This is a genomic window from Nocardia sp. CWNU-33 (assembly GCF_046764895.1).
Classification (GTDB): Bacteria; Actinomycetota; Actinomycetes; order Mycobacteriales; family Mycobacteriaceae; genus Nocardia.
The window spans coordinates 58,518-85,407 of the sequence record NZ_JBKOQN010000010.1 but is presented as its reverse complement, the minus strand read 5'-3'; the positions used below and the strand labels follow the sequence as shown (position 1 = coordinate 85,407).

The window sequence follows — 26,890 nt, the reverse complement described above, 5'->3', positions numbered from 1 at the left end:
TACGCAGCCGGTGACGGTCGCGGTTCCGAAACGGAAAAACCGGGCCCGACAAGCGGAAACTCAGCTCGGCCTGGTCCGAAGGGCCCGTCGGATGTACCGCACTCTCACGGTCGCATTTCCTGATGCGCATTGTGAGCTGGACTTCACAACCCCCCTCGAATTGGCCGTCGCCACAATACTTTCCGCGCAGTGCACCGATGAGCGCGTGAACCTGACCACACCCGCACTGTTCGCGAAGTACCGGGACGCGCGCGCTTATGCCGAGGCAAACCGCGCCGAGCTGGAGGAATACATCCGCCCGACCGGGTTCTTCCGTAACAAGACGAGCTCGCTGATCGGCCTCGGGCAGGCGCTCGTCGAACGGTACGACGGTGAATTACCTCACACTCTCGACGAACTGGTGAAGTTGCCCGGCATCGGCCGTAAGACTGCGAACGTCATTCTCGGCAATGCTTTCGACGTGCCGGGGATCACGGTCGACACTCATTTCGGCCGTTTGGTGCGGCGCTGGGGATGGACCGCCGAGGAAGATCCGGTGAAGGTCGAGCACATCGTCGGTGCGCTGATCGAGCGCAAGGATTGGACGATGCTGTCGCACCGGGTGATCTTCCACGGACGCCGGGTGTGCCATGCCCGCAAGCCGGCCTGCGGTGTGTGCGTCCTCGCGAAGGATTGCCCCGCGTTCGGGGCCGGCCCGACCGACCCGGAGACCGCGGCGAAGCTCGTGAAAGGTCCGGAGGCGGAGCACTTGCTCGAGCTGGTGGGCAGGTGAGGCAGGTTCCTGTCGCGGCACGCTTGGCATTGGCCGGATTGATCACCGCGGTGGCACTCGCTGTCGCGCTGTGGCCGCGCGGCGACGACACTTCGGTCGACGGCGCACAGATCCATCCGAGCGCACCGGTGCCCGAGCAGTTGCGGTCCGCCGCCGGACTGGCACCGTGCCCACGGCCGGCGGCGGACGCGGTCGGGCACGGCCCGCTCGCCGGAATTACGCTGAGCTGCCTTGCCGACGGCAAACCCGTCGACGTGGCCGCCGCACTGGCCGGCAAGCCCGCACTGTTGAATCTGTGGGCGTATTGGTGTGGGCCGTGCGCTGAAGAGTTGCCGTATCTGCAGGAGTACGCCCAACGAGCGGGGAACGCGATTACCGTGCTGACCGTGCACAGCGATCCGGATGAGGCAAGGGGGCTTGCACTGTTGGCCGACCTGAAGGTGACACTGCCGGGAGTGCTCGACGCGAGCACCAGGGTGCGTAACGCCGTCGGAGTGCCCGCGGTGTTACCGGTGTCGGTGCTGCTACGCGCCGATGGGTCGGTCGCGAAGACGATCGTGCGCCCGTTCGATGGTGTCGAGGACATCGCCGACACCGTCGCGAACGAACTGGGAGTCGCGGCATGACAACTCCCACACCGGAAAACATTCCGACCTGGCTGCGCAAGGCGACCGAGCCGACCACCGATGCCACCGACACGCTGTTGCTGGCGCGTGCGATGCGCCGGGCCATGACCATTACCAGCGCGCCGCGTCAGGCGGCGGTGCTCGTGTTGTTCAGCGGCTCACCGGAACCGGATCCCATTGCACCGGGCGGGTTGCCCGCCGATGCGGACGTGTTGCTCACCCAGCGCGCGTCCACCATGCGCCAGCATCGCGGCCAGGTCGCCTTTCCCGGCGGCGAGGTCGAGGCAGCCGACGCCGGACCGATCGACACCGCCCTGCGCGAGGCATGTGAAGAGACCGGGCTGGAGCGCGAAGGCGTGGAACCCCTTGCGGTGCTACCGAAGTTGTTCGTGCCGCCGTCCCGATTCGATGTGACCCCGGTTGTCGCCTACTGGCGCACGCCGCGCGCGGTCGGTGTGGTGAACGAAACCGAGACCGAACGGGTGGTTCGGGTGCCGCTTGCCGAGCTGCTCGATCCGGCGAACCGCTTTCTGGTGCGCGGCAGTCTCGGTTACCAGAGTCCTGCGTTCCAGGTGGACGGGATGCTGGTGTGGGGGCTGACCGGCGGTATTCTGGCCGGCCTGTTCAAAGCCGCAGGCTGGGAACGGGATTGGGATCGAAACGATGTACGTGACCTCGAAACTTCGCTGGCTGCAGTGGGGATGACCTTATGAGTTCATCGGCCTGGCTCGACATCGCCGTCGTGCTGCTCGCACTGTTGTGCGCATCGTCGGGCTGGCGATCGGGCGCGGTCGCGTCTGCGCTCGCCTTCCTCGGCGTCGTGCTCGGCGCGGTTGCGGGCATTCTGATCGCGCCGCACATCCTGATCCACGTCGACGAGGGCCGCGCCAGAGTGCTCACCGGCGTGCTGTTGATCGTGGTGCTGGTGATCGTCGGCGAGGTCGCGGGCATGGTGCTCGGCCGGGCCGCGCGCGGCGGCATGCGGCATTCGCTGACCCGCAGCGTGGACAGTGCGGTGGGCGCGGTGCTGCAGGCGGTGGCCGTGCTCGTCACCGCATGGCTGCTCGCGCTGCCGCTGGCCTCCTCCTCGCAACCGGCCATCGCCACCGCGATCAATGGGTCCCGGGTGCTCGCCGATGTCAACGAGGTCGCCCCCAACTGGCTGCGCAGGCTGCCCAACGAATTTTCCAAGCTGCTCAATACCTCCGGGCTGCCGGACGTCATCGGTCCGTTCGGGCGCGCGCCGATCGCGGCGGTCGAACCGCCCGACCCGAGTGTGCTCACCAGCCCGGTCGCGGCCTCGCTGCAGCAGAGCGTGCTGCGCATCCGCGGTGTCGCGCCGAGCTGCCAACGGGCGCTCGAAGGTTCCGGCTTCGTCATCGCGCCGGAGCGGGTCATGACCAACGCGCACGTGGTCGCGGGCACCACCAGTGTTCAGGTGGACACCGCACGCGGTCCGCTGGACGCGACCGTCGTGCTGTTCGATCCGTCGAAGGACGTTGCGGTGCTGGCGGTGCCCAACCTCACCGCACCGGTGGTAGAGCAGGCCCCTGCGCCCGCGCGCTCCGGCGACAGCGCCATCGTGCTCGGTTACCCGGGTGGCGGGCCCTACACGGCCAGCGCGGCCAGAGTCCGCGAGACCTTGGATCTGACCGGCCCGACGATCTACCGCAACGGCACCGTGGAACGCGAGGTCTACACCGTCCGCGGACAGGTCCGGGCAGGCAATTCCGGCGGTCCGCTGGTAGATGCCGACGGTCAGGTGCTCGGTGTCGTGTTCGGCGCCGCGGTCACCGACGACGACACCGGCTATGTCCTGACCCTGGCCGAGGTCCGTGCCCAATTGGACATCGCACCGGCCGAGAACACGGCGGTCGGCACCGGGGCGTGTGTGCTGAGTTGATCCGGCTGCGCGGGCGCGTTCGCGCCCGACAGCCGGTCAGGCGAGCAGCTTGGCCAGTTCCACGGTGACGGCTTCCGGGCTTTCCTGATGGGCGAAGTGTCCGGCGGCCGGGATGGTCACCGAGCGTCGCTGCGGTGACCACCGCAGGCCGCGCTGGACGGTGCCGTGCAGCAGGTAATTGTCCAGTTCGCCGTGCATGGCCAACACCGGGATGTCGATGGGCACGCGCATGGTTGCCATGAAGCGCCTGCCGTCGGGACGCCACTGGCTACGGAAGGCCCAGCGCTGGTATTCCAGCGCACAGTGCGCCGCACCGGGAATCTGGATGGCCGAGCGCATCCGCTGTGCGGTGTCGACGAATTCGGCGGTGCTCGACCATGATCCGCTGACGCGCTGGCGCAGCAGCCGCTCGACCTCGAAGCCGTCCCGAGCGGTCAATAGGCCCTCGGGGTATCTGGGCAGCTGATAGCGCAGGAAGTTCGGCAGCCAGGCCCTGCGCTGGCGGCCGTCCCGCAGCACCGCGCTCTTGAGCGCCGCCGGATGCGGCGAGCTCACCAGTGCGATCGAACGCACCAGCCGCGGGTGCAGCACCGCGGTCGTCCAGCACACCAGCCCGCCCTCGGCATGGCCGACGAGGGTGGCCTCGGTGTAGCCGAGCGCACGGATGAGCCCGGCGACATCACCCGCGAGTGTCCAGCCGTCATAGCCGCGCGGTGGTTTATCGCTGTCGCCGTAGCCGCGCAGGTCCACCGCCACCGCCCGATAGCCGAGTTCGGTGAGTCCGGTCAGCTGGTGCCGCCAGGACCACCAGAAGTCCGCGAAGCCGTGCAGCAGCACAACCAACGGCGCATCAGCACGGTCGGGAGCGGCCTCCACGACATGGAATCGAATGCCGTTGGCATGAACGTCCCGATGCGTCCATGGTCCGTCGAAACGGACGCTGGACGGATCCGGAAATGAGTTCGACGACACGCCGATCGAGCCTAGTGGTCGGCGTGCGGTACCGCCTAGTCGGCGCGGCCGGACGGAGTCCGCGGTGGTCGCCTCAGTCGCGCGGCTTGTCGAGGGAGAGCTGTTCCTCGTGCGCGCTGGAGCCGAAGCCGCTCGGCAAAACCGTGCGGGCCTGTTTCAGCGAATCGATCGTCTTTTCCGGTGCGCGCAGCTTCTTCACTCGCAGATAGCCGAGTCCGGCCAGCGCCACAGTCGCGGCGACCATCAGCAGGAACACGATCAGGAATGCCGCCCACCGTGCCAGCCAGACATCGAGCAGCTCGCCGAGGAAGAAGAAAAAGAAGAACGTGCTGAACAGCAGCACGGTGAGCGCGAGGATGAAGTAGACGCTGCCCTGCAGCCCCTTCTTGATCTCGCCGGTGACCTCGGCCTTGGCCAGCGCTACCTCGGCGCGCACCAGTGTCGACATCTGTTCGGTCGCGTCGCGGACCAGGCTGCCGAAGGTGGCCGACCCGTTGGGGTTGGCGTCGGTGAGCGGAATCGATGTGACCGTGTGGTCACGCCTTGCGCCGGTTCCGTTACCGCCGTCTGTGAAACTCACTTGGTCGACCCTTCTCCCTGTCCCGACACTGCTTCGGCCTCACTCTTCTGGTTGTAGCGCACGTGCGTCACGACGCGCCTGGTGGACACGCCCACGCCGCAACAGTAGCGCCGAACCGGCGAGCGACGCCGCCATTGATGTCACCAACACCGCTGCCTTCGCCAATTCGATGGCGGAGCCGTCTCCGACGTCGGCCAGCGCGAGTTCTGCCACAAGAAGGCTAACCGTGAAGCCGATCGCGCCGAGCACCGACAGTGCGAACATGTCGCGGTAACCGAGTTCGGCCGGGCGTTTGGCGACGCCGAACCGGATTGCCAGGCAGCTGATCCCGAAGATGCCGATGGTCTTGCCGAGCAGTAGCCCGAGAATGATGGCAAGAGACAGCCTGTCGGTGAACAACTGCCCGAAGACCTTCCCGTCCAACGGAACTCCGGCGGCGAACAGTGCGAACAGCGGCACGCACAGTCCGGCCGAGATCGGCTGGATCAGGTGCTCGAGCCGGGTGGCAGGCGCTTCGTGTTCGCCTTCGTCGAGCCGGACGCGGGTCAGCAGGCCGAGCCCGACGCCGGCCAGGGTCGGATGGATGCCCGCCTCGTGCAGGGCATACCACGCGATCAGCGCCAGCGGCAGATAGACCAGCGGCGAACTGATCCGCCGGTGCTGGGCCAGCGCCCAGCCGCCGAAACAGGCCGCGGCCGCCAGTAGCCACAGGATCGCGACCGAGCTGGTGAACAGCACCGCGATCAACAGGATCGCGAGCAGATCGTCGACCACCGCGAGGCTGAGCAGGAACACCCGGGCGCTGGCCGGAATGCGGGAACCGGTCATGGCGAGCACGGCCAGCGCGAAGGCGATATCGGTGGCCACCGGAATGGCCCAGCCACGATCCATACCCTCGGTGCCGAAGCCGACCAAGAACGCGATCAGCGCGGGGGTGGCAACGCCGCCGACCGCTGCGACGATCGGCAGCGCGGCGCGTTTGGGATCGGCGAGCTCACCGACGACGAGCTCGCGTTTGAGCTCCAGTCCCGCGACGAAGAAGAACACGGTGAGCAGACCGTCTTTGGTCCAGTCGGCCAGGGTCAGATCCAGGTGCAGCGGGGGGATGGGCAACACCGTCTCGGTCATCGTCACGTAGCCCTCGCCCCACGGCGAGTTCACCCACAGCAATGCGGTTGCGGCCGCGATCAGGAGTATTGCGCCGCCGACGGTTTCGGTGCGCAGATACCGGGTCAATTCCGAGCGCACTTGGGTGATCACGGGAAACCTTCCGGCCGGCTGGTCAAGGCTGCGGACGCACAATCCCACCGAATCGGCTTTCAGATACGCGACCGCATGCCGACCAGACTTCCCGGCACACCTTACGCAATCCTAACGGATAGGGCCGGTGACGAATATCGTCACCGGCCCTATGATGTGCCAATTATCCGCAACGGATCAGGTGCGACTGGACCGGATCGCCTCGAAAACATTCGGATCGACCAGGGTCGAGGTGTCGCCGAGTTCGCGGCCCTCCGCGACGTCGCGCAGCAGTCGGCGCATGATCTTGCCACTGCGCGTCTTGGGCAACTCGGGCACGACGTGGATCTCTCGCGGTCGCGCGATCGGACTGATCTCGCGTGACACTTCCGCCTTGAGCTCGTCGACCAGCGCGGCTCCGGTGTCCTCGGCCTCGGCGGTCAGGATGACGAACGCGACGATGCCCTGACCGGTGGTGTCGTCGCTGGCGCCGACGACAGCGGCCTCGGCAACACCCGAGTGCCCAACCAATGCGGACTCCACCTCGGCGGTGGAGATGCGGTGGCCGGACACGTTCATTACGTCGTCGACCCGGCCGAGCACCCACAGGTCGCCGTCGGCGTCGAGCTTGGCGCCGTCACCGGCGAAATACCAGCCCTGCTCGGCGTAGCGCTCCCAGTAGGTGGCCCGGTACCGCTCCATATCGCCCCAGATACCGCGCAGCATCGACGGCCACGGCTGGTCGAGCACCAGGTAGCCGTTGGCCTCGGTCTCCCCGAGTTGCACCGGCTTACCTTCTTCGTCGACGACGGTCGCCGAAATGCCGGGTAGCGGTGTCATGGCTGCGCCCGGTTTGGCGGCGGTGACGCCGGGCAGCGGAGAGATCATGATGGCGCCGGTCTCGGTCTGCCACCAGGTGTCCACGATCGGAGCCGAGCCCGCGCCGATCACCTCGCGGTACCAGCGCCATGCCTCCGGGTTGATCGGCTCACCCACCGAACCGAGCAGCCGGATGCTCGACAGATCATGCGCGGCCGGAATCTCCTTACCCCACTTCATGAAGGTCCGGACCAGTGTCGGGGCCGTGTAATAGATGCTGACACCGTACTTTTCGACGATCTGCCAGTGCCGGTGCTCGTCCGGGAAGTTCGGCGTGCCCTCGTAGACGACCTGGGTGGTCCGGTTGGCGAGCGGGCCGTAGACGATGTAGCTGTGTCCGGTGACCCAGCCGATGTCGGCGGTGCACCAGTAGACGTCGTGTCCGGGCTTGTGGTCGAAGACGTTGTGGTGGGTGTAGGCCGCCTGGGTCAGGTAGCCGCCGGAGGTGTGCAGGATGCCTTTGGGTTTTCCGGTGGTGCCGGAGGTGTAGAGGATGAACAGCGGATGCTCGGCGTCGAACGCTTGAGCCTGGTGGTCCGGGGAAGCCTGCGCGACCGTCTCGTGCCACCACAGGTCACGGCCCTCGGTCCACGGCACCTCGATGTTGGTGCGGCGCACGATGAGCACGTGCTCGACGCTGTGCGGCACATCGCCGTGGGCGTAGAGCGCTTCGTCGACGGCCTCCTTGAGCGGTGCGGACTTGCCGCGCCGCCACTGCCCGTCGGTGGTGATGATCAGGCGTGCGCTGGCGTCGTCGACGCGCTGGCGCAGCGCGGTGGGGGAGAAGCCGGCGAAGACGACCGAGTGGGTGAGGCCGAGGCGGGCGCAGGCCAGCATCGAGACGATGGCCTCGGGGACCATCGGCATATAGATGGCGACTCGATCACCTGCCTCAAGGCCGAGTTCGGTGAGGTAGTTGGCCGCCCTGCTGACCTCGGCGAGCAGGTCGCGGTAGGTGATGTCCTTGGAGTCGCCCGGCTCGCCTTCCCAGTGGATGGCGACCTGATCGCCGTGGCCGTCCAGTACGTGCCGGTCGACGCAGTTGTAGGCGACGTTGAGTTTGCCGTCGACGAACCACTTCGCGACGGGCGCGTCGCGCCAATCGAGGACCTGTGTCCAGGGCTGATCCCAGTGCAGCCGTCCGGCCTGTTCGGCCCAGAACGCGTCGCGATCCGCCGCGGCCCGCTGATACAACGAGGCGTCTGCATTTGCCGCCGTGGCGAATTCCGGGTTCGGTGGGTACGAGTCCGTGTGGTCGGCGGTGGTATCGGTCATCTCGTCTCTTCCTTCACGAAATCTGCAGCGCTCGATTCGACGCACCCGGTGTGGGCCAGTTCGACAGTAATCAACTGTGACCTAGGCCGCGTCCGGTGTGCCCACCGGGTTTCGATCCCGTCACCGCGGCGCGTATCCGGCCCGATCGCCTGACAAACCGACCCCGCGCTAGTTATCGTCTTCTTCAACCTCTTAGAACACCGGATGGCCCCAGCGTCGGCATAGTTCCGGTAGATCAGCGTTTTCATCGCCAAGTTTTGTGTGTTTCGGCCATGTTGCCGGATTGGTAACAAGTGGAATGAACCTTGGTCAATCCGATGACAACGGTCGTCCGAATAGCTACTGTCCCAGGCATTCCAAGGCGATCGAGTCGAGGCGCGCTGGGAAGGACTCACGCGTGCATCGCGGATCCCCTTCGCCTGTCTCGAAATCGGGAGAACGCGTTGAGATTCAACAGAGCTACAGCGTTGATCGCGGCAGTACTGCTGGCCACAAGCCTCGGGCTGTCCGCATGTTCGTCGAGCGATAGTGCCGACGCGGACATTGTCACGACGAACGGTGGTGAACCACAGAATCCGTTGGTGCCCACCAATACCAACGAGAATATGGGTGGCCGCGTAGTCGACCGGCTGTTCGCCGGGCTGAAATATTACGACGGCAAGGGCGTGGCCCACGACGAGCTGGCGGAGTCGATCAAGACCACCGATCGGAAGAATTACACGATCACCATCAAGCCGAATTGGAAGTTCACCGACGGCAGCACGGTGACGGCCAAGTCGTTCGTCGATGCCTGGAACTACGGTGCGCTCGGCACCAACGCCCAGCTGCAGAGCTACGTGTTCACCCCGATCGTCGGATTCGACGAGGTGTCGGCGGAAAAGCCAACGGCACAGACGATGTCGGGCCTGAAGGTGGTCGACGATCGCACATTCACCGTCGAGTTGAAGCAGCCGTCCATCGACTTCGAGACCGAACTCGGCTACGCACCGTTCTATCCGCTGCCCGAGGCAGCGTTCAAGGACATGAAGGCCTTCGGCGAGAACCCGATCGGCAACGGCCCGTACAAGTTCGCCCGCACGGGCGCGTGGGAGCACAACGTCAAGATCGACTTGGTGCCCAACCCGGATTACCAGGGCGGCCGCCCGGCCAAGAACAAGGGCCTGCGGTTCGTCATGTACCAGTCGTTCGACACGGCCTATTCGGATCTGCAGGCGGGCAATCTCGATTCCCTCGACACCATCCCGGACAGCGCGCTGACCTCCTACAAGAAGGACCTCGGTGATCGCGCGATTCTCGCGCCGACCGCGCAGAACCAGCACATCGGTGTCCAGGCCAATGTCGCGCACTTCGGCGGCGAGGAAGGGCTGCTGCGGCGCAGGGCGATCTCGATGGCGATCAACCGCCAGCAGATCTGCGACACCATCTTCAACGGCACCAAGACTCCGGCGCGTGACTTCACCGCAAGCACCCTGCCCGGGTTCGACGGGAACCTGCCCGGCTCCGAGGTGCTGAAGTACAACCCGGAGGAGGCCAAGAAGCTGTGGGCGCAGGCCGATGCCATGTCACCGTGGTCGGGTCGTTACGAGATCGCCTACAACTCCGACGGCGGCCACCAGGCCTGGATCGAAGCCGTTGCCAACAGTGTGAAGAACACCCTCGGTATCGACGCGGTCGGCACCCCGTTCCCGACCTTCAAGAACATTCGGGATCTGGTGAACGCCAAGACGATCGGTAAGGCGTTCCGCTACGGCTGGCAGGGCGACTACCCGACCATGCTGCAGTTCCTGACCTCGCAGTACTACAGCTACTCCGATACCAACAACGTCGACTACAAGAGCGCCGAATTCGACGGCCTGCTCGACGCCGCGCTCGCGGCGCCGACGCTCGAGGAGTCCTACAAGATCGTGGCGAAGGCCCAGGCTCTGCTGATCAAGGAGATGGCGGATATCCCGGTGCTCGACTACCTCGCCGCGGCGGGACGGTCGGACAAGGTGACGAAGGCCGAACTCGCGTGGAACGGCCTGTTCGACTTCGAGAACATCGAGAAGTAGCCGCTCGGCTCGGTCGTGCCGCCAACCCGGCGGCACGACCGTGCCGCTCACCCAGGAGACGAAATGGCCTGGTATGTCGTGCGGCGTCTGCTCCAGATGATCCCCGTGTTCCTCGGGGCGACGCTGCTCATCTACGCACTGGTCTTCCTAGTTCCGGGCGATCCGATCCACGCGCTGGCAGGCGATAAGCCGATGACGCCTGCGGTGGAAGCCCAACTTCGCGCCCGCTATCACCTCGACCGCCCGTTCTTCGTGCAGTACCTGCTGTACCTCAAGGGCATCTTCACGCTCGATTTCGGCACGGCCTTCTCCGGCAGGCCGGTACGCGACGAGCTCGCGCGGGCCTTCCCGATCACGATCAAGCTGTCGCTCATGGCGGTCCTCATCGAGGGCATCTTCGGCGTCATCTTCGGACTGATCGCGGGTCTGCGCAAAGGCAGGCTCTTCGACTCGACCCTGCTGGTGGTCAGTCTGGTCATCATCGCGGTGCCGATCTTCGTGATCGGCTTTCTCGCCCAGTTCCTGCTCGGCGTGAAATGGGGCATCGCGCCGGTGACCGTCACCGGCAAGGCGAGTATCGGCGAACTGCTCGTCCCGGCGATCGTGCTCGGCTCGCTGTCGTTCGCCTATGTGCTCCGGCTCACTCGAAACTCGGTGGCGGAGAACATGTCCGCCGACTACGTGCGGACCGCGACCGCCAAGGGGCTGAGTAGACCACGGGTCGTCACCGTGCATATTCTGCGCAATTCGATGATCCCGGTCATCACCTTCCTCGGCGCCGACCTCGGCGCCCTGATCGGCGGCGCCGTCGTCACCGAGGGCATCTTCAACATCCCGGGCGTGGGAGGCACGCTCTACCAAGCGATTACGCGCGGTGAACCACCGACCGTGGTGTCCTTCGTGACGGTCCTCATCGTGATCTTCCTGATCTCGAATCTGCTCATCGACCTGCTCTACGCCATGCTCGACCCGAGGATTCGATATGCCTGACCTCGATAAACACGTCCCGGACAGGCAGCAGCACTTCGTCGCACCGCCCGACGAGGTGCAGGTTCTCGCCACCGACCAGGTCGACGAATCCGGTTCGCCGACCAGCATCTGGCAAGACGCATGGCGGCAGCTGCGCCGAAATCCGATCTTCATCATCGCCGCGCTGCTGATTGTCTTCATCGCGGTTGTCGTGCTCTGGCCGGGACTGTTCAGCGATCAGGACCCGCGCTATTGCAACGGCGATTTCAGTATGGATCCGCGTGGGCCGGGCCATCCGTTCGGCTTCGACAAACAGGGCTGTGACGTCTACACCCGAACCGTCTACGGCGCACGGGCTTCGGTGATGGCCGGTCTCGGCGCGACAACGCTGTTCCTGTTCATCGGTGGCACGCTCGGGGCGCTCTCCGGCTTCTACGGCGGGCTGCTCGATTCGGTGGTGTCACGGATCGCGGAGATCTTCTACGCGATTCCGCTGATGCTCGCCGCGATCGTCATCATGCAGCTGCTGGATTCACGGACCATCTGGACGGTCATCCTGATTCTGTCCGCGTTCACCTGGCCGCAGGCGGCACGCATCGCGCGTAGTGCGGTGATCGAGGCCAAGAACAGCGAGTACGTCACGGCGGCAAAAGCATTGGGCGTCTCTCGAATACGGACCCTGCTGCGCCATGTGTTGCCGAATGCGGCGGGACCGCTGATCGTGGTCACCACGATCTGGCTCGGCGCGTTCATCGTCACCGAGGCGACCCTGTCCTACCTCGGGGTCGGGCTGCCGCGCACGATCGTGTCCTGGGGTTCCGACATCAACACCAATCAGCACGAGCTGCGCGGTGGTTCGCCGATCTTGTTCTATCCCGCGACAGCATTGGCGCTCACCGTGCTGAGCTTCATCCTGCTCGGCGACGCGGTGCGGGACGCGCTCGATCCGAAGGCCAGGAAGAGGTGACCGCGGCGATGTCCGATAAACCACTGCTCGAGATCGAAGATCTCAACGTCTGCTTCAGTTCCGAGGGCAAGCAGATTCCGGCGGTCCGCGACGTCAGTCTGTCGGTCTATCCAGGTCAGACGGTCGCGATCGTCGGTGAATCCGGCTCCGGGAAAACCACCACCGCACACAGCATCATCGATCTGCTGCCCGGCACCGGACAGATCACCTCCGGCTCGATCCTGTTCGACGGAAAAGATCTCGCGAAGGCGTCGAAGAAGGATATCGTCGCCGTGCGCGGCAGCGGCATCGGTCTGGTCCCGCAGGACCCGATGTCGAACCTCAACCCGGTGTGGAAGGTCGGGTTCCAGATCAGGGAAACGTTGGCGGCCAACGGAATAGCCAAAGGTAAGGCCGCCGCGAAGCGGGCGATCGAACTGCTGGAGGAAGCGGGGATGTCGGACGCGCAACGCCGGGTCAACCAGTATCCGCACGAATTCTCCGGCGGCATGCGCCAGCGTGCGCTCATCGCGATCGGACTGGCGTGCCGGCCCAAACTGCTGATCGCCGACGAGCCGACCTCGGCGCTCGACGTCACCGTGCAGCGGCAGATCCTCGATCATCTCGACGGTCTGACCAGCGAACTCGGCACGGCGGTTTTGTTGATCACCCACGATCTCGGTCTCGCCGCCGAGCGCGCCGAGCACCTGGTGGTGATGTATCGCGGTCGGGTGGTGGAATCCGGTCCCGCACTCCAGATTCTGCGTGAGCCACAGCATTTGTACACCAAGCGGCTGGTGAACTCGGCACCCTCGCTGGCCTCGCAGCGGCTGTCCTCGGTGCGTGAGCGCGTCGAGATACGCAAACAGGCCGTTCAGGTCGCGGAAGAGGCGGCCGCGGCCGACACGGAGTCGGCAGCGGTCTCCGATGGCGTGGTGGTTGCGGAGAATTTGACCAAGGCATTCAAGATGCGCGGCAATGCGCCGTGGAAGTCGTCGGACTTCATTGCGGTCGACGAAGTGTCGTTCCGGCTCGAGCGCGGCACCACCACGGCCATTGTCGGTGAGTCCGGATCCGGCAAATCCACTGTCGCGCAGATGGTTCTCGGCTTGCTGGAGCCGACGGCCGGGAAGGTGACCTTCGACGGCAAGGAGGTCGCGAAGCTGGACCGCAAGGGCGCCTTTGCGTTCCGCCGCCGGGTGCAGCCGATCTTCCAGGATCCCTACGGCTCACTGGACCCGATGTACTCGATCTACCGCACCATCGAGGAACCGTTGCGCACGCACCGGATCGGCACCTCCAAGGAACGCGAAGCGACGGTGCGGGAACTGCTGGACAAAGTTTCGCTGCCCTCGACGGTGATGCGCCGCTATCCGAATGAGCTGTCCGGTGGTCAGCGTCAGCGCGTGGCCGTGGCCCGCGCGCTGGCACTTTCTCCGGAGGTGGTGGTCTGCGATGAAGCGGTCTCCGCACTGGATGTGCTGGTGCAGGCCCAGATTCTGAAGCTACTCAACGATTTACAAGCGGAGCTCGGGCTGTCCTACCTGTTCATCACCCACGACCTCGCCGTGGTCCGGCAGATCGCCGACGATGTGCTCGTGATGCAGAACGGCAAAGTCGTCGAGGCCGCCACCACCAACGAGGTCTTCGACAATCCACGAGAGGAGTACACCCGGCGGCTGCTGGACGCGATTCCGGGACGCGATCTGTTGGCGGGGTAGGCGTTGCCGTCACCCCGCTCAGCTGGACGGCACGCCGATCAGCGCGGTGGCCACTGCGGCTCGCCGAAGGATCAGGCCGTGTGCGCGAGGATGGCGGCGACAACCGAATCCCATTGTGCCCGTGGCGCGATCTCGTGCCCGGTGTGCTCCATCGCGAGTAAACGGGCGCCGGGAATCTCCGCGGCGAGGGCTCGACCGTGCCCGATCGGGAAGAGTGGATCCTCGGTGCCGTGTAGTACCAGGGTCGGCGCGACGATCTTTCCGAGCCGATCCCGCCACGGCGCACCGGGATCGATCATGAACGGATTGGTCAGTTGGGCCGCAATGTCGTTCGCGCGGTCGATGATTCGCTCGGCCTTGGCCCGCCGGGCCGCGGTGTCGAACGGCAGACTTGCCGCGGCGAAAGGGCGATCGGCCTCGACGAGGTATTCGACAACGGCGGTTCGGTCCGACCAGTCCGGTTCGGCGCCCTCGCCCGCGAAGAAGGCTCGGAGTTCGGGGGTCATCTCCGGGAGGTCGGGGTATTGGTGGCCGGGACCGCCGGGTGTCGAGGAGGCGAGGGTCAGGGTGGCGACCCGATCGGGGTGATCGAGTGCGGCGAGTTGCGCGACCGCCGCACCCTGCGACATGCCGATCAGGTGCGCCTGCCGCAGGCCGAAGACGTCGAGCAGGCCGACGGCGTCGGCGACCAGATCTCGCAGCCCATATGGCGGCGCGCCCACCGGATACGTGGCGGACCGGCCCGCGTCCCTGCTGTCGTAGCGGATCACGCTGCGGCCGCCTGCCACCAGGCGCTCGATGAATTCTTCCTCCCATGCCAGGAGTGATTCGCCTGCGCCGTGGATGAGCAGGATTGCGGGCTGCTGCTCCGGGGCACCGAAAGTCTCTGTGCACAACTGGGTTTCGTTGACATCGCGGGTGTTCTGGTAGCCGGTCACGTGCACCGCCTTTCAATTCCGTTACATGTAACGGATACCATATCGGCAACTTCGTTACATGTAAACAAGAACCGGTAGGCTGGTTATATGCCCAAGACATCGAACCGTCGCGCGGCCGGTGATGCGCGGACCGCCTGGGCGGCCTACCGGCGGCTGCCGCTGCTCGTGGACACCGAGATCGCCCGCGATTTGGAGTCCCGCACCGGGCTGTCGATGCCGGACTATGACGTGCTCACCGCCGTGACGGAGATGGCGGCCGAGCAGGAATGCGTGCGGGTGAGCGGCCTTGCGGCGCGGATGCACTGGCCGCACAGCCGCCTGTCCCGCCAGCTCGGGCGGATGGAGCGGCGCGGCCTGATCGCGCGTGAGCCGTGTGAACGTGATGGGCGCGGTGACGACGTCGTGCTTGCCGAACCGGGGCGGCAGGCGCTGGCAGCGGCAGGGCCTGTCCACCTCGCGTCCGTGCATCGGCACTTCCTCGACCTGCTGACTCCCGAGCAGCTCGCGGCGCTGACCGGGATCGAGGAGACCATCGCCCGGCACCGAGCGGCACTGAGCGGCTGAACTAGCCTCGTATCCCGTGACCGATCCGCTACAGCCTCTCGTCGATCTGCCCGGTGTGCGCGACAGCGCCGATCGTGCCCGCGACGCGCTCGCCGACGTGCATCGGCACAAGGCGAACCGGCGCGGCTGGCCGACCACGGCCGCCGAGGCCGCGGTGCGTGCGGCCCGGTCGTCCGCCGCGATCGACGGCGGTTCGACCGAACTGCCCGCCGACGGCCGGGTCGGCGATCCGATCCTGGCCGGGTCGCTGCGGGTGGGGCAGGCGCTCGACGGCGATGCCCTGCGCAATCTCGCCGGCACCTGGCGGCGTGCCCCCTTGCAGGCGCTGGCTCGGCTGCACCTGCTGGCCGCCGCCGATCTGGTGACCGACGAGGCGCTGCTCGGTCGGCCGCGTTCCGACGCAGGCGTTGCCGAACGGCTCGACCTGCTGGTGCAGACGGTGCTCGGGTCCACCGCGCCTGCACCGGTTGTCGCCGCGGTGGTGCATGGCGAGCTGTTGGCGTTGCGGCCGTTCGGCACGGCCGACGGCATCGTCGCGCGGGCGGCGTCCCGACTTGTCGCGGTGTCCAGTGGGCTCGACCCGCACAGCCTCGGCGTGCCCGAGGTGTTCTGGCTGCGTCGGCGGCAGGCGTATCTGGATACCGCAGCCGGGTTCGGCACGGGAGAGGCGACTGCCGTCGGCAGCTGGGTGATCCTGTGCTGTGGTGCCTTCGAGGACGGTGCTCGTGAGGCGAGGTCGATCGCCGATTCGGCGTCGGGATAGGCGCGCCTGCGCTCGGCCAGTGGGCCCCTACACGTCAAAGCGGGCGGCGTTGTCGTTGAACGACCTCACCGCCCGCTAGCACGGAAACCCGGTTACCAAGCGTGCTAGGTGGGTTGTGGTCTTTCGGCCTCGGCGACAATTCGAACTCCGCCGGTTCATCCCCGCAACCTGTGCGAGGCCCTCGCCGTCGACAATCCGAATCTCGCAGGCCCACAACGCTTTTGCCCTTGTCGCGGCGCGCTCCGCGTGGGTACCTGGCATCCGTGCTGGGAAGGGTGGACGGGAGACTGAACCTTCTCTTCCGGCTCTGCCTTGGCCTTCCGACCTTCCGTAGTTACCTTTTTACACTGTGACAGCCCTCACATCAAGGCTTCGGAAAACATTCAATAATCGGTGTGTTCATCGGCGTTTCGTGGTTGAATCCCTGGTCGCGACATCGCGAACGCCATGTCGGCAAACGCTTCGGCAAGTACCCCGCTGGCTCCCTAGCAGCCAGTGTGGCAGGCAAGCTTGTATCAGTTAAGCCTCAGCGGCGGCGGCGCAGTAACCGGTAGCTGAGTGCGCCCGCCACCACCGCGCTCAATCCGACCACCGCGGTCGCGGCAAGGGTGGTAGACGACGGGGTCTGGAAGCGAGACCACAGCGAAACCGGGTTGGAGAACGTCAGGGTCGGCCAGCCCTTGGCCAGCGCCTCGCGCCGCAGGTTGCGATCGGGGTTCACCGCCGTCGGATGGCCGACCGCGTCGAGCATCGGCAGATCGGTCACCGAATCGGAGTAGGCATAGCACCGCAAAAGGTCGTAACCCTCACTGGCGGCCAGCTTTTCGATCGCGGCGACCTTGCCTTCGCCGTAGCAGTAGAACTCGACCTCGCCGGTGTATCGACCGTCCGCGACGACCATTCGCGTTGCGGCGGTGTGCGAGGCGCCGAGCGCCTCGGCGATCGGGCCGACGATCTCTTCGCCGGAAGCGGACACGATCACCACGTCGTGACCGCGGATCTTGTGATCGGCGATGAGATCGGCCGCTTCGGCATAGATCAGCGGGTCGACCAGCTCGTGCAGCGTCTCGGCCACAATGGATTTCACTTGTTCGACGTCCCAGCCCGCACACATGCTCGTCAGGTGGGCGCGCATCCGCTCCATCTGATCGTGGTCCGCGCCCGACAGCAGGAACAGGAAGTGTGCGTAGCTGCTCTCGAGCACCGCGCGGCGGTTCAACAGACCCTGTGCATAGAACGGCTTGCTGAACACGAACGTGCTCGATTTCGCGATCACTGTCTTGTCGAGATCGAAGAAGGCAGCGACACGTCCGCCGCCGGTGGTTTGTTGGTCCGGAAGCCCGGTTCGGTCACCCTCGGCAGTCACCCGTTCAGAATAGGCGGTGACTGCGCCTCCGCTCCGTCAAGCGCAGGCGACGGACGAACTGCGTCCGGCTGTGTCATTTCGGGCGGTGACTGCGCCTCCGCTCCGTCAAGCGCAGGCGACGGACGAACTGCGTCCGGCTGTGTCATTTCGGGCGGTGACTGCGCCTCCGCTCCGTCAAGCGCAGGCGACGGACGAACTGCGTCCGGCTGTGTCATTTCGGGCGGTGACTGCGGACTGCAAACCGGGTCTGTCGAGCGCGTTTTGGAGACGAGTTCGGGCGGGTAGCGGGTCGTGTTCCGGGGCCTCGCGGTGGGTTTGCCCTGGAGACGCCGGGCCGGTGACAGCCATAAAGTTCTCCGACGACAGACTTGCGTTGTGGCCGGGGCTTGGGTGTAGTATTGCTGGCACCTGGACATGGTCCAGGCGCGTTCAGCCCGACCCCCCGGGGCTGAACCCGACGGCCCCAGCCTCCTCCCCCCCCGGCTGGGGCCGTCCTCTATTCAGGGGACGGTTCGACTTCTCTCTCTCACTCCGGATCTATCCACATCCCCGGAGTTATCCACATTCGGCATACTGCCTCTATTGCACTGCTTCGGCTTCGACCACGCTGACCTGCATGGATTTCGAAGCTGCGCCACCGGTCACGACGCCGCCGGCACTCGTGCTCATCAGCGATACCCGCCTTCGGGACGAAGTGCGGCGTGTCGCGGCCGCTGCGGAACGCGGGCTCGACGAACGCGAGCTGCCGATGGGCAGGCACGCCTGGACCGGTGCCCCGCTGGTGATCCTCGACACAGCCATGGCGGGGGAGTGTGCGGCGGTCGGATGTCTGCGGCGTGTCGGGGTCGTTCTGGTGACCGACGGCGAGCCGGACCTGTGCGATTGGCAGGCCGCCGCAGCGGTCGGAGCCGAGCGGGTGATCGCGCTCCCCGGCGCCGCTGTCGGGCTTATCGAGAAGTTTGCTGAGTACGGTGAAAATCGGATGGGGGACGGTGTGGTTGTCGCGATTGCCGGGGCCGGCGGCGGTGCGGGCGCATCCGTTCTCGCCGCGGCCACCGCTCTGCGCGCCGCTGCCGAACGGTTCCGGCGAGACACCGTGCTCGTCGATGGCGCACCGCTCGGCGGCGGCCTCGACCTGCTGCTCGGCATCGAGATGACCGCAGGGCTGCGCTGGCCCGATCTGATGATCGAGGATGGCCGGGTGTCTGCGTCGGCACTGCACAGTGCACTGCCCGCAGCGGCCCCCGGGCTCGCCGTGCTGTCCTGTGGACGCGGTGGTGCCGGACGCTTGCCGAGCGAGATCGGCCCCACCGCGGTGCACGCTGTCGTCGAAGCAAGCCGTGCCGCAGGCGATTTGGTGGTTTGCGACATATCCGGCGAGCGCGGCCCGCACGCCGACCAAATGCTCGACTCGGCGGACCTCGTGGTGCTGGTTGTTCCGGCCAGGCTGCGCGCGATGGCCGCGGCAGAATCCGTCGCCGCCTACATCGGCAGACGAAACCCCAACCAGGGCTTGGTAGTACGTGGCCCAGCACCCGGCGGGCTACGCGGAAACGAGGTTGCGGAGGTACTCGACCTGCCGCTGCTCGCCGCTGTCCGAGCCCAAGCGGGCCTCGCCGCCCGCCTCGAACGCGGCGGCCTGACCGTCCGTCGCCGGGGCCCACTCCGCGACGCGGCAGACGCGGTGCTGTCGGTGCTGAGCGCCCCCGCAGGGCGAGGCCTGCGATGAGCGCCTTGGTGACGTCCGAGCTGCTGGATCGGGTGCGGGAACGCCTTGCGGGCGGGGCGGGGGATCCAGATCCGGCGCAGGTGGCAGCCGCTATTCGGGCCGAGGCAGGCGGGGTCCTAGGTGACACGGATCTGCTGCGCGCACTCCGGTTGTTGCAGACGGAGATGACCGGTGCCGGGGTACTGGAGCCGCTGCTGCAAGATCCGCAGGTTGCTGACGTTCTGGTCACCGCGCCGGATGCCGTCTGGATCGACCGGGGTCACGGGTTGCGAAAGACGTCGGTCACGTTTCCGGATGAGGCCGCCGTGCGCAGGCTGGCACAGCGGCTTGCCCTTTCGGCAGGGCGACGGCTCGACGATGCGCTGCCGTGGGTCGACGGCAGACTTTCGGGAAGGGAAGGAGCGCTGGGGGATTCCTTCGGTGTCCGGCTTCATGCGGTCTTGGCGCCGGTGGCGCACGGCGGTACCTGTGTTTCACTGCGTGTGCTGCGTCCCGCCACACAGGGGCTGGATGCGCTCGCGGCCTCCGGCGCGGTGGCGCCGGAGGCGAAACTGCTGTTGGAGCGGATCATTCGAGCCCGGCTTGCCTTCCTGGTCGTCGGCGGCACCGGTGCGGGGAAGACCACCTTGTTGTCCAGCCTGCTGGCCGAGGTCGGGCCCGAGGAACGAATCATCTGTGTGGAGGACGCGGCGGAGCTCGCGCCCCCGCATCCCCATGTCGTACGGCTGGTCGCGCGCACCGCGAATGTCGAAGGCGTCGGCGAGGTGACGGTGCGCGACCTGGTACGCCAGGCACTGCGGATGCGACCGGACCGGATCGTGGTCGGTGAGGTGCGCGGCGCGGAGGTGGTCGACCTGCTCACTGCGCTCAACACGGGACATGACGGGGGAGCGGGGACCGTGCATGCGAACTCGCCCCAGGAAGTTCCCGCGCGCCTGGAAGCCCTTGCGGCACTGGGAGGTATGGACCGGGCTGCACTGCACAGTCAGCTCGCCGCCGCGGTACAGGTGGTGATGCACGTGCATCGAAGGGCGGATGGTTCTCGCGGACTGCGCGAAATCGGCGTCGTCCGGCGCGACGACTCCGGACATGTCCGCATCGCGGCGGCCTGGCGAGCCGACCACGGCCCGGCTGTGGCTGCTACCGAACTGGCCGGCCTCCTCGACGAACGGCTCGACCGATGATCGTGGCACTGACGTGTCTGGTACTTGCGCTGTTGAGCGCTCCGGCGCCGAGGGCACGTCGCCGCTTCATCGACCTGTTCGTTCCCTCCGGTGTCAGGCGGAAACCACAGCGCAGCAGCCTGTTCAGCGTGGGTATCGGGATCGGCATCGCCGCGACAGCGGTCGCCGGATTCGGCCCGCTGATCGCTGCGGCGCTGGTGACGGGCACAGTTGGTATCCGGCTTCGTCGTGCTCGGCACGACCGCTTACACAATGTCGAATGCGCGTACCTGCTCGACGCGGTCGAAGCCGTCATCGGGGAGCTGCGGGTAGGTGCGCACCCGAGCGCGGCCGCCGCGGTCGCGGCACACGAATCCGGCGGCGCGGCGGCGCGTGCATTCGCCGTCAGCGCGGCCCGCAGCCGACTGGGCGGTTCGAGCGCAGACGGTCTGCGCCACCCGGACTCCGTGGTGGCCCCCGAGCTGGCCGGGATAGCCGACGCCTGGCGGGTCGCCGAACACCACGGCCTCGCCCTCGCCGAACTACTGTCCGCGGCCCGGGCAGATCTCCAGGGTCGCATCCGTTTTCGTGGCCGAACCGCGGCCGCACTGGCAGGTGCCCGCGCCACCGCCGCTGTCCTGGCCTGCCTCCCTTTGCTCGGCCTCGCCCTCGGCCAACTGATGGGCGCCGCACCGCTGAACATCCTGTTCGCCTCCGCCGCAGGCGCCGTCCTGCTTCCGCTCGGCACCGGCCTCGCGTGCGCGGGCCTGCTGTGGACGGATGCGATCACTCGAAAGGTGCTGGCATGAAACGACTTGTGGTCGAGCTTGCGGTGGCAGGTCAGCCGAGTCACCGCTGCGTGGGCGGCCGCCGGAATGGCCTCTCACCAGGGTCGGTGATCGTGCGAACGATCGGCTCGACAAGCGCGGTACAGCTCGATTGCCGGGCGCGGCGGCAGTCGAATGAAGGGAGGGGGAGTGATGGGGATTTCCGGTGGGGTGGTGTTGCTGCCGGCGCTAGCGCTCGTGGTGTTGCCTGGGCGGGTGGCGGTGACCCGGCGACTACGGTCGCTGCGCGGCGGTGGTTCGGAACCACTGGTCAGGGTGCCGGGGCGCAGGGGTAGCGATGATCCGCTTGCGGTCGCTTCGGTGTTCGATCTGCTCGCCGCATGCCTGCGAGCGGGGCTGCCGATGGCGGGTGCGGCGCGGGTGGTGGCGCCGGGCGCGCCGGCGGTGCTCGGTGCTGCGCTGGTCCGAGCCGCCGATCTGCTGGCGCTGGGGGCGGACGCGGCGACAGCATGGGAGCGAGCGGCCGCAGACGCTGTGGGCAGGCCGGGAGCGGCCGAGGTCGAGTCGCTCGCACGGATGGCGCGGCGTTCGGCGCGGTCGGGAGCGTCGCTGGCGGTGGCCATCGGCGAGCTGGCCGAACAGCACCGTGGCGCGGTCGAGGACATGGCGGCCGCACGCGCCGAACGGGCCGGAGTGATGATCAGTGGCCCACTCGGACTGTGTTTTCTGCCCGCGTTCATCTGCCTGGGCATCGTGCCGGTGGTGATCGGTCTCGCGGGCCGAGTCCTCGAGGGCGGGCTGCTGTGAGCGCGCGAATCACGAAACCAGGACACCGGACCGATGTTGCTGCGGCAGGTCGGCGAGGCGCGATCGTGGCCGAGCATGCTGCCACGCCGGGGAGGGCTTGCCCGCGCGGATCGGCCGCGCGGGCCGGAGGGAGAGGGGAAGACGGTGCGAATCGAGCGGATGACGGACCGGGCGCTGCATCGGCTGGGCGTTGTATATATGGAGCTGAGATCGCGACTGGTGCACGCGGTCGTCGCGGACGAGGGCATGAGTACCGCGGAGTATGCGATCGGGACGATCGCGGCAGCTGCCTTCGGGGCCGTCCTGTATGGGGTGGTGACCGGCGACAGCATCGTGAATGCCTTGACGAAGATCATCGATCGGGCGCTCAACACCGCGGTGTAGCGAGTCCGGTAACACACTGCGGTGCAATGGTTCTCGGTGACGAGCAGGGTTCGGTGACGGTCGAGGCTGCCATCGCGTTGGCCGCGGTCGTCGTTGCCGTGGTGCTGTGTCTCGGTGCGATTCTCGCGGCATCGGCACAGGTGCGCTGTGTCGATGCCGCTCGCGAGGCGGCGCGGCTGGCGGCCAGGGGTGACCAGTCGAACGCGGTGTCGGCGGCCGAGCGGGTTGCTCCGCCCACGGCCGATATCACGGTGCGCAGCGAGGGTGACCGCGTCATCGCGGTCGTTTCCGCCCGTTCTCCGCTGTTGCCGCTGTTGGTGCTGCGTGCGGACGCTGTCGCGGTACGCGAGCCGGGAGTCGTGCGGTGATCGAACAGCCGGCCAGGGGCACTGTGTGTTCGGCCGCACAGTGGCTGCGTGCAGTGCGGTACGGGACGGCGAACGGTCTGCTCTCGGATGGTCAGGTGTTGAACAGGCGGCGGGCGGAGCAAGGCGGCGCGACGGTGTTGGCCTGCCTGGCGCTGGTGGGGCTGATCGGGGCGACGCTGCTGGTCGGTCAGGTCGGTGTTGTGGTGGTGAGTCGGCATCGCGCGCAGGCCGCCGCGGATCTCGCGGCATTGGCTGCGGCCGGTGCGTTGGAGCAAGGGGCGGAGGCGGGATGTGCGCAGGCATTGGAGATCGCGCGGCGCATGCGAGTGCGGATTCACGAGTGTGAAGTCACGCACTGGGATGTGACCGTCACTGTCGTGCGGAATGTACCAATAGGTCTGTATGGAAACTGGACTGTTCGAGCAGTCGCTCGTGCGGGTCCTGTCGAAGATGGAGTGTGACCCGCGCGTACCCACACTCGTCAGCGGTAGGCGCGAGGCCGTGCAATTCGGTAATTGGAATGATCAAATAATTGCGGTCTCACGTCAATTCCCGCGAGTAGCCGGACAAAGCAATGAATAAATGCGCATGTCGAGACGGAAAGTCTGTGGCAATACTCCAGTTAACATGAATCTATTCCTTTTTATTCGACCGCGTGCCGGGCCCGGCGCGACCGTGCCCGCCCGCCGGTTCGTGCTGGTGATCCTCCGGCCATCGGACGTCGGGTCACGCAGCGGGGTCGGCACGGTCACGGATCGAGCTCGGTGGCTCGACCTGGGGCGGGACGCTCAGGGGGCAGCGTTCAATTCGGTAAGGACGGCTGCGAGCAGACGCCCTGCGCCCGCCTTGTCCAGCGGGTGGTTGCCGTTGCCGCACTTGGGCGACTGCACGCAGGACGGGCAGCCCGCCGCGCACGCACAGGATTCGATCACCGCGAGAGTCGCCGACAACCAGCGCCGCAGCTGCGCGAAACCGCGCTCGGCGAAGCCTGCACCCCCAGGCTGTCCGTCGTAGACGAACACGGTCGGCAGACCTGTATCCGGGTGTTCGGCGGTGGACACGCCGCCGATATCCCAGCGGTCGCAGGTCGCCACCAGCGGTAATAGGCCGATTGCCGCGTGCTCGGCGGCATGCAGCGCGCCTGGGGCCCGCTGTGGATCGATGCCGGCAAGGGCGAGCAGCTCGGGCGTCACGGTGTAGAGGACCGCACGGGTGGACAGGGTCTGGGCGGGCAGATCCAGCTCGACCAGGTCGAGTACTTCACCGCTGAGCAGCGTGCGTAGATAGCCGATGACCTGGCTGGTCACCCGCACCTGCGTCAATGCGGTGGTCACCCGGCCGTGGCGATGCTGTGCCGTCGTCGCGTCGACCACGATGGAGGTAACCGACCTGGCGCTGGTGGTCCAGCCGGGATCGGCGGCGTGCACGAACGCGACGCCCTCGTTCAAGTCCAGCTCGTCGACGACGTAGGTATCGCCTTGATGCAGGTGAACCGCGCCTTCGTGCAGCGTGGCAGTGGCGCGTCCGGCGTCGGCCGTCCCGAGCAGCCTGCCGGTCTCGCCGTCGACGATGGCGACCGGCGTGCCGATGCCACCGCGCACGTCGACGGCGTCGTGCGGCTGGGTTTCCGCGGTGACATACCAGCGTGCGTCCCCCTTCGCCCCGGCGCTGACCCGGCGCCGAATCAGCCCCTGAACTGCGAGGTCGGTAAGCAATTCGCGGGCGTCGAGTGCATCGACTTCGGCATCAGTGAGCGGAAGTTCCAATGCCGCGCACAGCAGCTGCGGGCCGAGCACGTAGGGGTTGTGCGGGTCGGTGATGGTGGCCTCGACCGGCTTGTCCAGCAGGGCCTCCGGGTGGTGCACGAGGAAGGTATCGAGTGGATCGTCCCTGGCCACGAGCAGGACCAGGGAGCCTTGGGTGCGGCGTCCCGCGCGGCCGGCCTGCTGCCAGAACGAGGCGACGGTGCCGGGGAACCCGGAGATCACCACGGCATCGAGCCCTGCGATGTCGACGCCGAGCTCGAGCGCATTCGTGGTGGCCGCGCCGAGTAATGCCCCGGTGGACAGCGCGGTCTCCAGGTCCCGCCGGTCCTCCGCCAAATAGCCCCCGCGATAGGCGGCCACCCGCTCGGCGAGACTCGGATCGGTCTCGGCCAGCAGCCTGCGTGTCTCCATGGCGGTCAGTTCGGCCGCCCGGCGGGACCGGACGAAGGTCAAGGTTCGAGCGCCTTCGACCACCAGATCTGCCATGATCCTGGCCGCCTCCGAGGTGGCCGAACGGCGAATAGGAGCGCCATTTTCACCGGTCACCGCGGTGAGCAGGGGTGGCTCCCACAGTGCGACAGTGCGCGGTCCCTGTGGCGAGCCGTCCTCGGTCACCGCGACGCAAGGCGCGCCGATCAGCCGGGATGCGGCGGCCGCGGGTTCTGCCGTCGTGGCCGAGCACAGCACGAATATCGGGTCCGCGCCGTAGTGTGCGGCGATTCGCTGCAACCTGCGCAGCACCAGCGCGACGTGCGAGCCGAAGACGCCTCGATAGGCGTGGCATTCGTCCACCACCACATAGCGCAGCCTGCGCAGCACCCTGGCCCAGCGCTGGTGCGAGCGCAGGATGCCGATGTGCAGCATGTCGGGATTGGTGAAAATCCAGCGGCCGTTCGCCCGCACCCACTGCCGGATCTCGGCGGGGGTATCGCCGTCGTAGCCGGTCGGATGAATATCCCGGAGCGCGCCTTGGTGCGTCAGATCGTTCACCGCACGCAGTTGATCGGCGCCCAGTGCCTTGGTCGGAGCGAGATAAAGGGCGGTGGCCCGTGGGTCCTCGCCCAGCGCCGTCAGGACGGGCAGCTGGTATCCCAGCGATTTACCGGATGCTGTACCGGTGCTGACCACGACGTGCGTGCCGCCCGCTGCCAGGTCGGCGGTCCTGGTCTGGTGCGTCCACGGCGCCGCGATGCCGGTGGCGCGGAACGCCTCGACCACCTCGGGCGCCGCCCAATCGGGCCAGTTGGTGGTGGCCGGCGCCCGGGCGGGCAGCTCGACGACGTGCGTCAGCCGAGGGTCGCCGTCGGGGACTCCACTCAGGACACGATTCAGCAACGATCGCCCGTAGCCGAGATGGTTGCTGGCACGCAACCGGGTTGTCGGTTCGGTCGGATTCATGACTCGGGCATCGCGACACGCACAGAAAGTGTGAAACGTGTGCGCTTTGGAAGCTTCACCTGCCATTTCGATACCCAATAGCGACCTGGGTCACAGCCGGATTGCCAGACGCTCACTCGGTTATCAGGAAGCAAACGAACCTCAAGTCCGGATTCCAGCATTGTGTCCCTCACCTGCGCATTCGCAAGATCAACTTTTTTGCAAATTGTCGGTAACTCGACTGTTGAATTGCTCGGAGACATGGTTCACTGGTTCCTGGTCGCAAGCTTCTGTGTTCGAGGGACGGATCCAAAGTCCAAACCGTCAGCAGGATCGATGTTGCGAACGGTGTGCTTGGTGCTTTCCTGCAGGGGGAACCAACAGTACAACGATCGGAACGGACCCGGTGGGCGAACCTACTTGTCCACCGTTCCGGTAAGAAAAGAGAAGGAACAGAATGGCACAGGGAACTGTGAAGTGGTTCAACGCGGAGAAGGGGTTCGGCTTCATCGCGCCCGAGGACGGCTCCGCTGACGTCTTCGTCCACTACTCGGAGATCCAGGGGTCCGGCTTCCGTACCCTCGAGGAAAACCAGAAGGTCGAGTTCGAGGTTGGCCAGGGCACCAAGGGCCCGCAGGCCACCGGAGTTCGCGCGCTCAGCTGAGCACGCAACGATCCACAGCGCGTCCCTCACCACCGGCAACGGAGGTGAGGGACGAGCTATATCTGGGGCAGATACAACGGACACGCGCACAACCCAAGCGCGCCAATGCCATTCGGCCTGTCGACCCGATCGACGCACGTCGGAGCCCTGGTGGCGACAGTCGAAACGCCAGGCCGCGAACACGCCGCGCGGTAGGTGCCGCTACAAAACAGGGCATACTGGTCGGCAATGACGCGCGTACGCTCTGTGGTCGGGTCGCAAGCACCCGACCACACACAGC

At 66.6% G+C, this 26,890-nt stretch carries 25 protein-coding genes; 18 read left to right on the top strand and 7 right to left on the bottom strand.

What is annotated here, in order from left to right:
• Nucleotides 1-91 precede the first annotated feature (91 nt).
• The 4 genes from nth to ACLMAL_RS15950 are packed head-to-tail and all read left to right on the top strand — an operon-like array spanning nucleotide 92 to nucleotide 3,301.
• The gene (gene nth, locus ACLMAL_RS15965) at nucleotides 92-772 is read left to right on the top strand and encodes an endonuclease III (RefSeq protein ID WP_411999915.1); all 681 of its coding nucleotides are present in this window, start codon (nucleotides 92-94) and stop codon (nucleotides 770-772) included.
• A complete protein-coding gene (locus tag ACLMAL_RS15960) occupies nucleotides 769-1,398 on the top strand; it encodes a TlpA family protein disulfide reductase (protein ID WP_411999772.1) in 630 nt (209 codons plus the stop codon). Before nth ends, ACLMAL_RS15960 begins: the two co-directional genes overlap by 4 nt.
• Nucleotides 1,395-2,111 (top strand): NUDIX hydrolase, encoded by a 717-nt coding sequence (locus ACLMAL_RS15955; RefSeq protein ID WP_411999771.1) that lies wholly within the window; start codon nucleotides 1,395-1,397, stop codon nucleotides 2,109-2,111. Before ACLMAL_RS15960 ends, ACLMAL_RS15955 begins: the two co-directional genes overlap by 4 nt.
• Nucleotides 2,108-3,301: a MarP family serine protease gene (locus ACLMAL_RS15950; protein WP_411999770.1), complete on the top strand. Its 1,194-nt coding sequence runs from the start codon at nucleotides 2,108-2,110 to the stop codon at nucleotides 3,299-3,301. Before ACLMAL_RS15955 ends, ACLMAL_RS15950 begins: the two co-directional genes overlap by 4 nt.
• A gap of 36 nt (nucleotides 3,302-3,337) precedes the next feature.
• On the opposite strand, the gene ACLMAL_RS15945 is transcribed toward ACLMAL_RS15950, so the two are convergent.
• The 4 genes from ACLMAL_RS15945 to acs all read right to left on the bottom strand — a co-directional run bounded on the left by ACLMAL_RS15945 (nucleotide 3,338) and on the right by acs (nucleotide 8,246).
• Complete coding sequence (locus ACLMAL_RS15945) at nucleotides 3,338-4,273, bottom strand: alpha/beta fold hydrolase (protein ID WP_411999769.1); 936 nt, start codon at nucleotides 4,271-4,273, stop codon at nucleotides 3,338-3,340.
• Nucleotides 4,274-4,346: 73 nt separating this feature from the next.
• A complete protein-coding gene (locus ACLMAL_RS15940) occupies nucleotides 4,347-4,853 on the bottom strand; it encodes a phage holin family protein (protein WP_411999768.1) in 507 nt (168 codons plus the stop codon).
• Nucleotides 4,854-4,892: 39 nt separating this feature from the next.
• Nucleotides 4,893-6,110, bottom strand: coding sequence for a Na+/H+ antiporter NhaA (gene nhaA / locus ACLMAL_RS15935; protein ID WP_328412640.1), 1,218 nt, complete (start codon nucleotides 6,108-6,110; stop codon nucleotides 4,893-4,895).
• A 180-nt stretch (nucleotides 6,111-6,290) separates the two neighbouring features.
• Nucleotides 6,291-8,246, bottom strand: a complete 1,956-nt coding sequence (gene acs, locus ACLMAL_RS15930) for an acetate--CoA ligase (protein ID WP_411999767.1) — start codon at nucleotides 8,244-8,246, stop codon at nucleotides 6,291-6,293.
• 581 nt (nucleotides 8,247-8,827) lie between these two features.
• Here acs and ACLMAL_RS15925 point away from each other — a divergent pair.
• From ACLMAL_RS15925 to ACLMAL_RS15910, 4 genes are all read left to right on the top strand, one after another.
• The gene (locus tag ACLMAL_RS15925; protein ID WP_411999766.1) at nucleotides 8,828-10,297 is read left to right on the top strand and encodes a peptide ABC transporter substrate-binding protein; all 1,470 of its coding nucleotides are present in this window, start codon (nucleotides 8,828-8,830) and stop codon (nucleotides 10,295-10,297) included.
• Nucleotides 10,298-10,360: 63 nt separating this feature from the next.
• Nucleotides 10,361-11,287, top strand: a complete 927-nt coding sequence (locus ACLMAL_RS15920; RefSeq protein ID WP_406235561.1) for an ABC transporter permease — start codon at nucleotides 10,361-10,363, stop codon at nucleotides 11,285-11,287.
• Nucleotides 11,280-12,233: an ABC transporter permease gene (locus ACLMAL_RS15915; protein ID WP_411999765.1), complete on the top strand. Its 954-nt coding sequence runs from the start codon at nucleotides 11,280-11,282 to the stop codon at nucleotides 12,231-12,233. The genes ACLMAL_RS15920 and ACLMAL_RS15915 overlap by 8 nt, the downstream gene beginning before the upstream one ends.
• A gap of 8 nt (nucleotides 12,234-12,241) precedes the next feature.
• Entirely contained in the window at nucleotides 12,242-13,933 is a 1,692-nt protein-coding gene (locus ACLMAL_RS15910; RefSeq protein WP_411999764.1) for a dipeptide ABC transporter ATP-binding protein, read from the top strand.
• A 71-nt stretch (nucleotides 13,934-14,004) separates the two neighbouring features.
• On the opposite strand, the gene ACLMAL_RS15905 is transcribed toward ACLMAL_RS15910, so the two are convergent.
• The gene (locus ACLMAL_RS15905; protein WP_411999763.1) at nucleotides 14,005-14,871 is read right to left on the bottom strand and encodes an alpha/beta fold hydrolase; all 867 of its coding nucleotides are present in this window, start codon (nucleotides 14,869-14,871) and stop codon (nucleotides 14,005-14,007) included.
• Between the two features lie 87 nt (nucleotides 14,872-14,958).
• Here ACLMAL_RS15905 and ACLMAL_RS15900 point away from each other — a divergent pair, with 87 nt between their 5' ends.
• Together ACLMAL_RS15900 and ACLMAL_RS15895 are read left to right on the top strand one after the other, a co-directional pair.
• On the top strand, nucleotides 14,959-15,435 hold the full coding sequence (locus ACLMAL_RS15900) for a MarR family winged helix-turn-helix transcriptional regulator (protein ID WP_411999762.1): 477 nt from the start codon (nucleotides 14,959-14,961) through the stop codon (nucleotides 15,433-15,435).
• 16 nt (nucleotides 15,436-15,451) lie between these two features.
• A complete protein-coding gene (locus tag ACLMAL_RS15895; protein ID WP_411999761.1) occupies nucleotides 15,452-16,198 on the top strand; it encodes an oxidoreductase in 747 nt (248 codons plus the stop codon).
• 526 nt (nucleotides 16,199-16,724) lie between these two features.
• Here the strand turns inward: ACLMAL_RS15895 and ACLMAL_RS15890 are convergent.
• Nucleotides 16,725-17,564, bottom strand: a complete 840-nt coding sequence (locus ACLMAL_RS15890; RefSeq protein ID WP_411999760.1) for an HAD-IB family hydrolase — start codon at nucleotides 17,562-17,564, stop codon at nucleotides 16,725-16,727.
• 616 nt (nucleotides 17,565-18,180) lie between these two features.
• On the opposite strand from ACLMAL_RS15890, the gene ssd reads away from it, so the two are divergent.
• The 7 genes from ssd to ACLMAL_RS15855 all read left to right on the top strand — a co-directional run bounded on the left by ssd (nucleotide 18,181) and on the right by ACLMAL_RS15855 (nucleotide 23,264).
• Nucleotides 18,181-19,293 carry a septum site-determining protein Ssd gene (gene ssd / locus ACLMAL_RS15885; protein WP_411999759.1) on the top strand — a complete coding sequence of 371 codons (1,113 nt, stop codon included), beginning with the start codon at nucleotides 18,181-18,183 and terminating at the stop codon, nucleotides 19,291-19,293.
• Nucleotides 19,290-20,477: a TadA family conjugal transfer-associated ATPase gene (locus tag ACLMAL_RS15880; RefSeq protein WP_411999758.1), complete on the top strand. Its 1,188-nt coding sequence runs from the start codon at nucleotides 19,290-19,292 to the stop codon at nucleotides 20,475-20,477. The genes ssd and ACLMAL_RS15880 overlap by 4 nt, the downstream gene beginning before the upstream one ends.
• A complete protein-coding gene (locus ACLMAL_RS15875) occupies nucleotides 20,474-21,265 on the top strand; it encodes a type II secretion system F family protein (RefSeq protein ID WP_411999757.1) in 792 nt (263 codons plus the stop codon). The genes ACLMAL_RS15880 and ACLMAL_RS15875 overlap by 4 nt, the downstream gene beginning before the upstream one ends.
• 171 nt (nucleotides 21,266-21,436) lie before the next feature.
• Entirely contained in the window at nucleotides 21,437-22,051 is a 615-nt protein-coding gene (locus ACLMAL_RS15870) for a type II secretion system F family protein (RefSeq protein ID WP_328408411.1), read from the top strand.
• 198 nt (nucleotides 22,052-22,249) lie between these two features.
• Nucleotides 22,250-22,435, top strand: coding sequence for a DUF4244 domain-containing protein (locus ACLMAL_RS15865; RefSeq protein WP_328412642.1), 186 nt, complete (start codon nucleotides 22,250-22,252; stop codon nucleotides 22,433-22,435).
• Nucleotides 22,436-22,461: 26 nt separating this feature from the next.
• Nucleotides 22,462-22,803, top strand: coding sequence for a TadE family type IV pilus minor pilin (locus ACLMAL_RS15860; protein WP_411999756.1), 342 nt, complete (start codon nucleotides 22,462-22,464; stop codon nucleotides 22,801-22,803).
• The gene (locus ACLMAL_RS15855; RefSeq protein WP_411999755.1) at nucleotides 22,800-23,264 is read left to right on the top strand and encodes an Rv3654c family TadE-like protein; all 465 of its coding nucleotides are present in this window, start codon (nucleotides 22,800-22,802) and stop codon (nucleotides 23,262-23,264) included. Before ACLMAL_RS15860 ends, ACLMAL_RS15855 begins: the two co-directional genes overlap by 4 nt.
• Nucleotides 23,265-23,591: 327 nt before the next feature.
• Here the strand turns inward: ACLMAL_RS15855 and ACLMAL_RS15850 are convergent, their stop codons facing one another.
• Complete coding sequence (locus tag ACLMAL_RS15850; RefSeq protein ID WP_411999754.1) at nucleotides 23,592-25,967, bottom strand: DEAD/DEAH box helicase; 2,376 nt, start codon at nucleotides 25,965-25,967, stop codon at nucleotides 23,592-23,594.
• 436 nt (nucleotides 25,968-26,403) lie between these two features.
• Between ACLMAL_RS15850 and ACLMAL_RS15845 the strand changes: the two genes are divergently transcribed.
• Nucleotides 26,404-26,610 carry a cold-shock protein gene (locus tag ACLMAL_RS15845; protein WP_011206895.1) on the top strand — a complete coding sequence of 69 codons (207 nt, stop codon included), beginning with the start codon at nucleotides 26,404-26,406 and terminating at the stop codon, nucleotides 26,608-26,610.
• The last annotated feature ends 280 nt before the right edge of the window (nucleotides 26,611-26,890 follow it).

What these genes read in the sequence shown, in the direction of transcription:
- ssd (WP_411999759.1), top strand. Translation starts at nt 18,181, where the DNA reads ATGGATTTCGAAGCTGCGCCACCGGTCACGACGCCGCCGGCACTCGTG.
- ACLMAL_RS15920 (WP_406235561.1), top strand. Translation starts at nt 10,361, where the DNA reads ATGGCCTGGTATGTCGTGCGGCGTCTGCTCCAGATGATCCCCGTGTTC.
- ACLMAL_RS15870 (WP_328408411.1), top strand. Translation starts at nt 21,437, where the DNA reads ATGGGGATTTCCGGTGGGGTGGTGTTGCTGCCGGCGCTAGCGCTCGTG.
- ACLMAL_RS15910 (WP_411999764.1), top strand. Translation starts at nt 12,242, where the DNA reads ATGTCCGATAAACCACTGCTCGAGATCGAAGATCTCAACGTCTGCTTC.
- acs (WP_411999767.1), bottom strand. Translation starts at nt 8,246, where the DNA reads ATGACCGATACCACCGCCGACCACACGGACTCGTACCCACCGAACCCG.
- ACLMAL_RS15850 (WP_411999754.1), bottom strand. Translation starts at nt 25,967, where the DNA reads ATGAATCCGACCGAACCGACAACCCGGTTGCGTGCCAGCAACCATCTC.
- ACLMAL_RS15880 (WP_411999758.1), top strand. Translation starts at nt 19,290, where the DNA reads ATGAGCGCCTTGGTGACGTCCGAGCTGCTGGATCGGGTGCGGGAACGC.
- ACLMAL_RS15860 (WP_411999756.1), top strand. Translation starts at nt 22,462, where the DNA reads ATGGTTCTCGGTGACGAGCAGGGTTCGGTGACGGTCGAGGCTGCCATC.
- ACLMAL_RS15915 (WP_411999765.1), top strand. Translation starts at nt 11,280, where the DNA reads ATGCCTGACCTCGATAAACACGTCCCGGACAGGCAGCAGCACTTCGTC.
- ACLMAL_RS15950 (WP_411999770.1), top strand. Translation starts at nt 2,108, where the DNA reads ATGAGTTCATCGGCCTGGCTCGACATCGCCGTCGTGCTGCTCGCACTG.
- ACLMAL_RS15955 (WP_411999771.1), top strand. Translation starts at nt 1,395, where the DNA reads ATGACAACTCCCACACCGGAAAACATTCCGACCTGGCTGCGCAAGGCG.
- nth (WP_411999915.1), top strand. Translation starts at nt 92, where the DNA reads ATGTACCGCACTCTCACGGTCGCATTTCCTGATGCGCATTGTGAGCTG.
- ACLMAL_RS15845 (WP_011206895.1), top strand. Translation starts at nt 26,404, where the DNA reads ATGGCACAGGGAACTGTGAAGTGGTTCAACGCGGAGAAGGGGTTCGGC.
- ACLMAL_RS15900 (WP_411999762.1), top strand. Translation starts at nt 14,959, where the DNA reads ATGCCCAAGACATCGAACCGTCGCGCGGCCGGTGATGCGCGGACCGCC.
- ACLMAL_RS15875 (WP_411999757.1), top strand. Translation starts at nt 20,474, where the DNA reads ATGATCGTGGCACTGACGTGTCTGGTACTTGCGCTGTTGAGCGCTCCG.
- ACLMAL_RS15865 (WP_328412642.1), top strand. Translation starts at nt 22,250, where the DNA reads ATGGAGCTGAGATCGCGACTGGTGCACGCGGTCGTCGCGGACGAGGGC.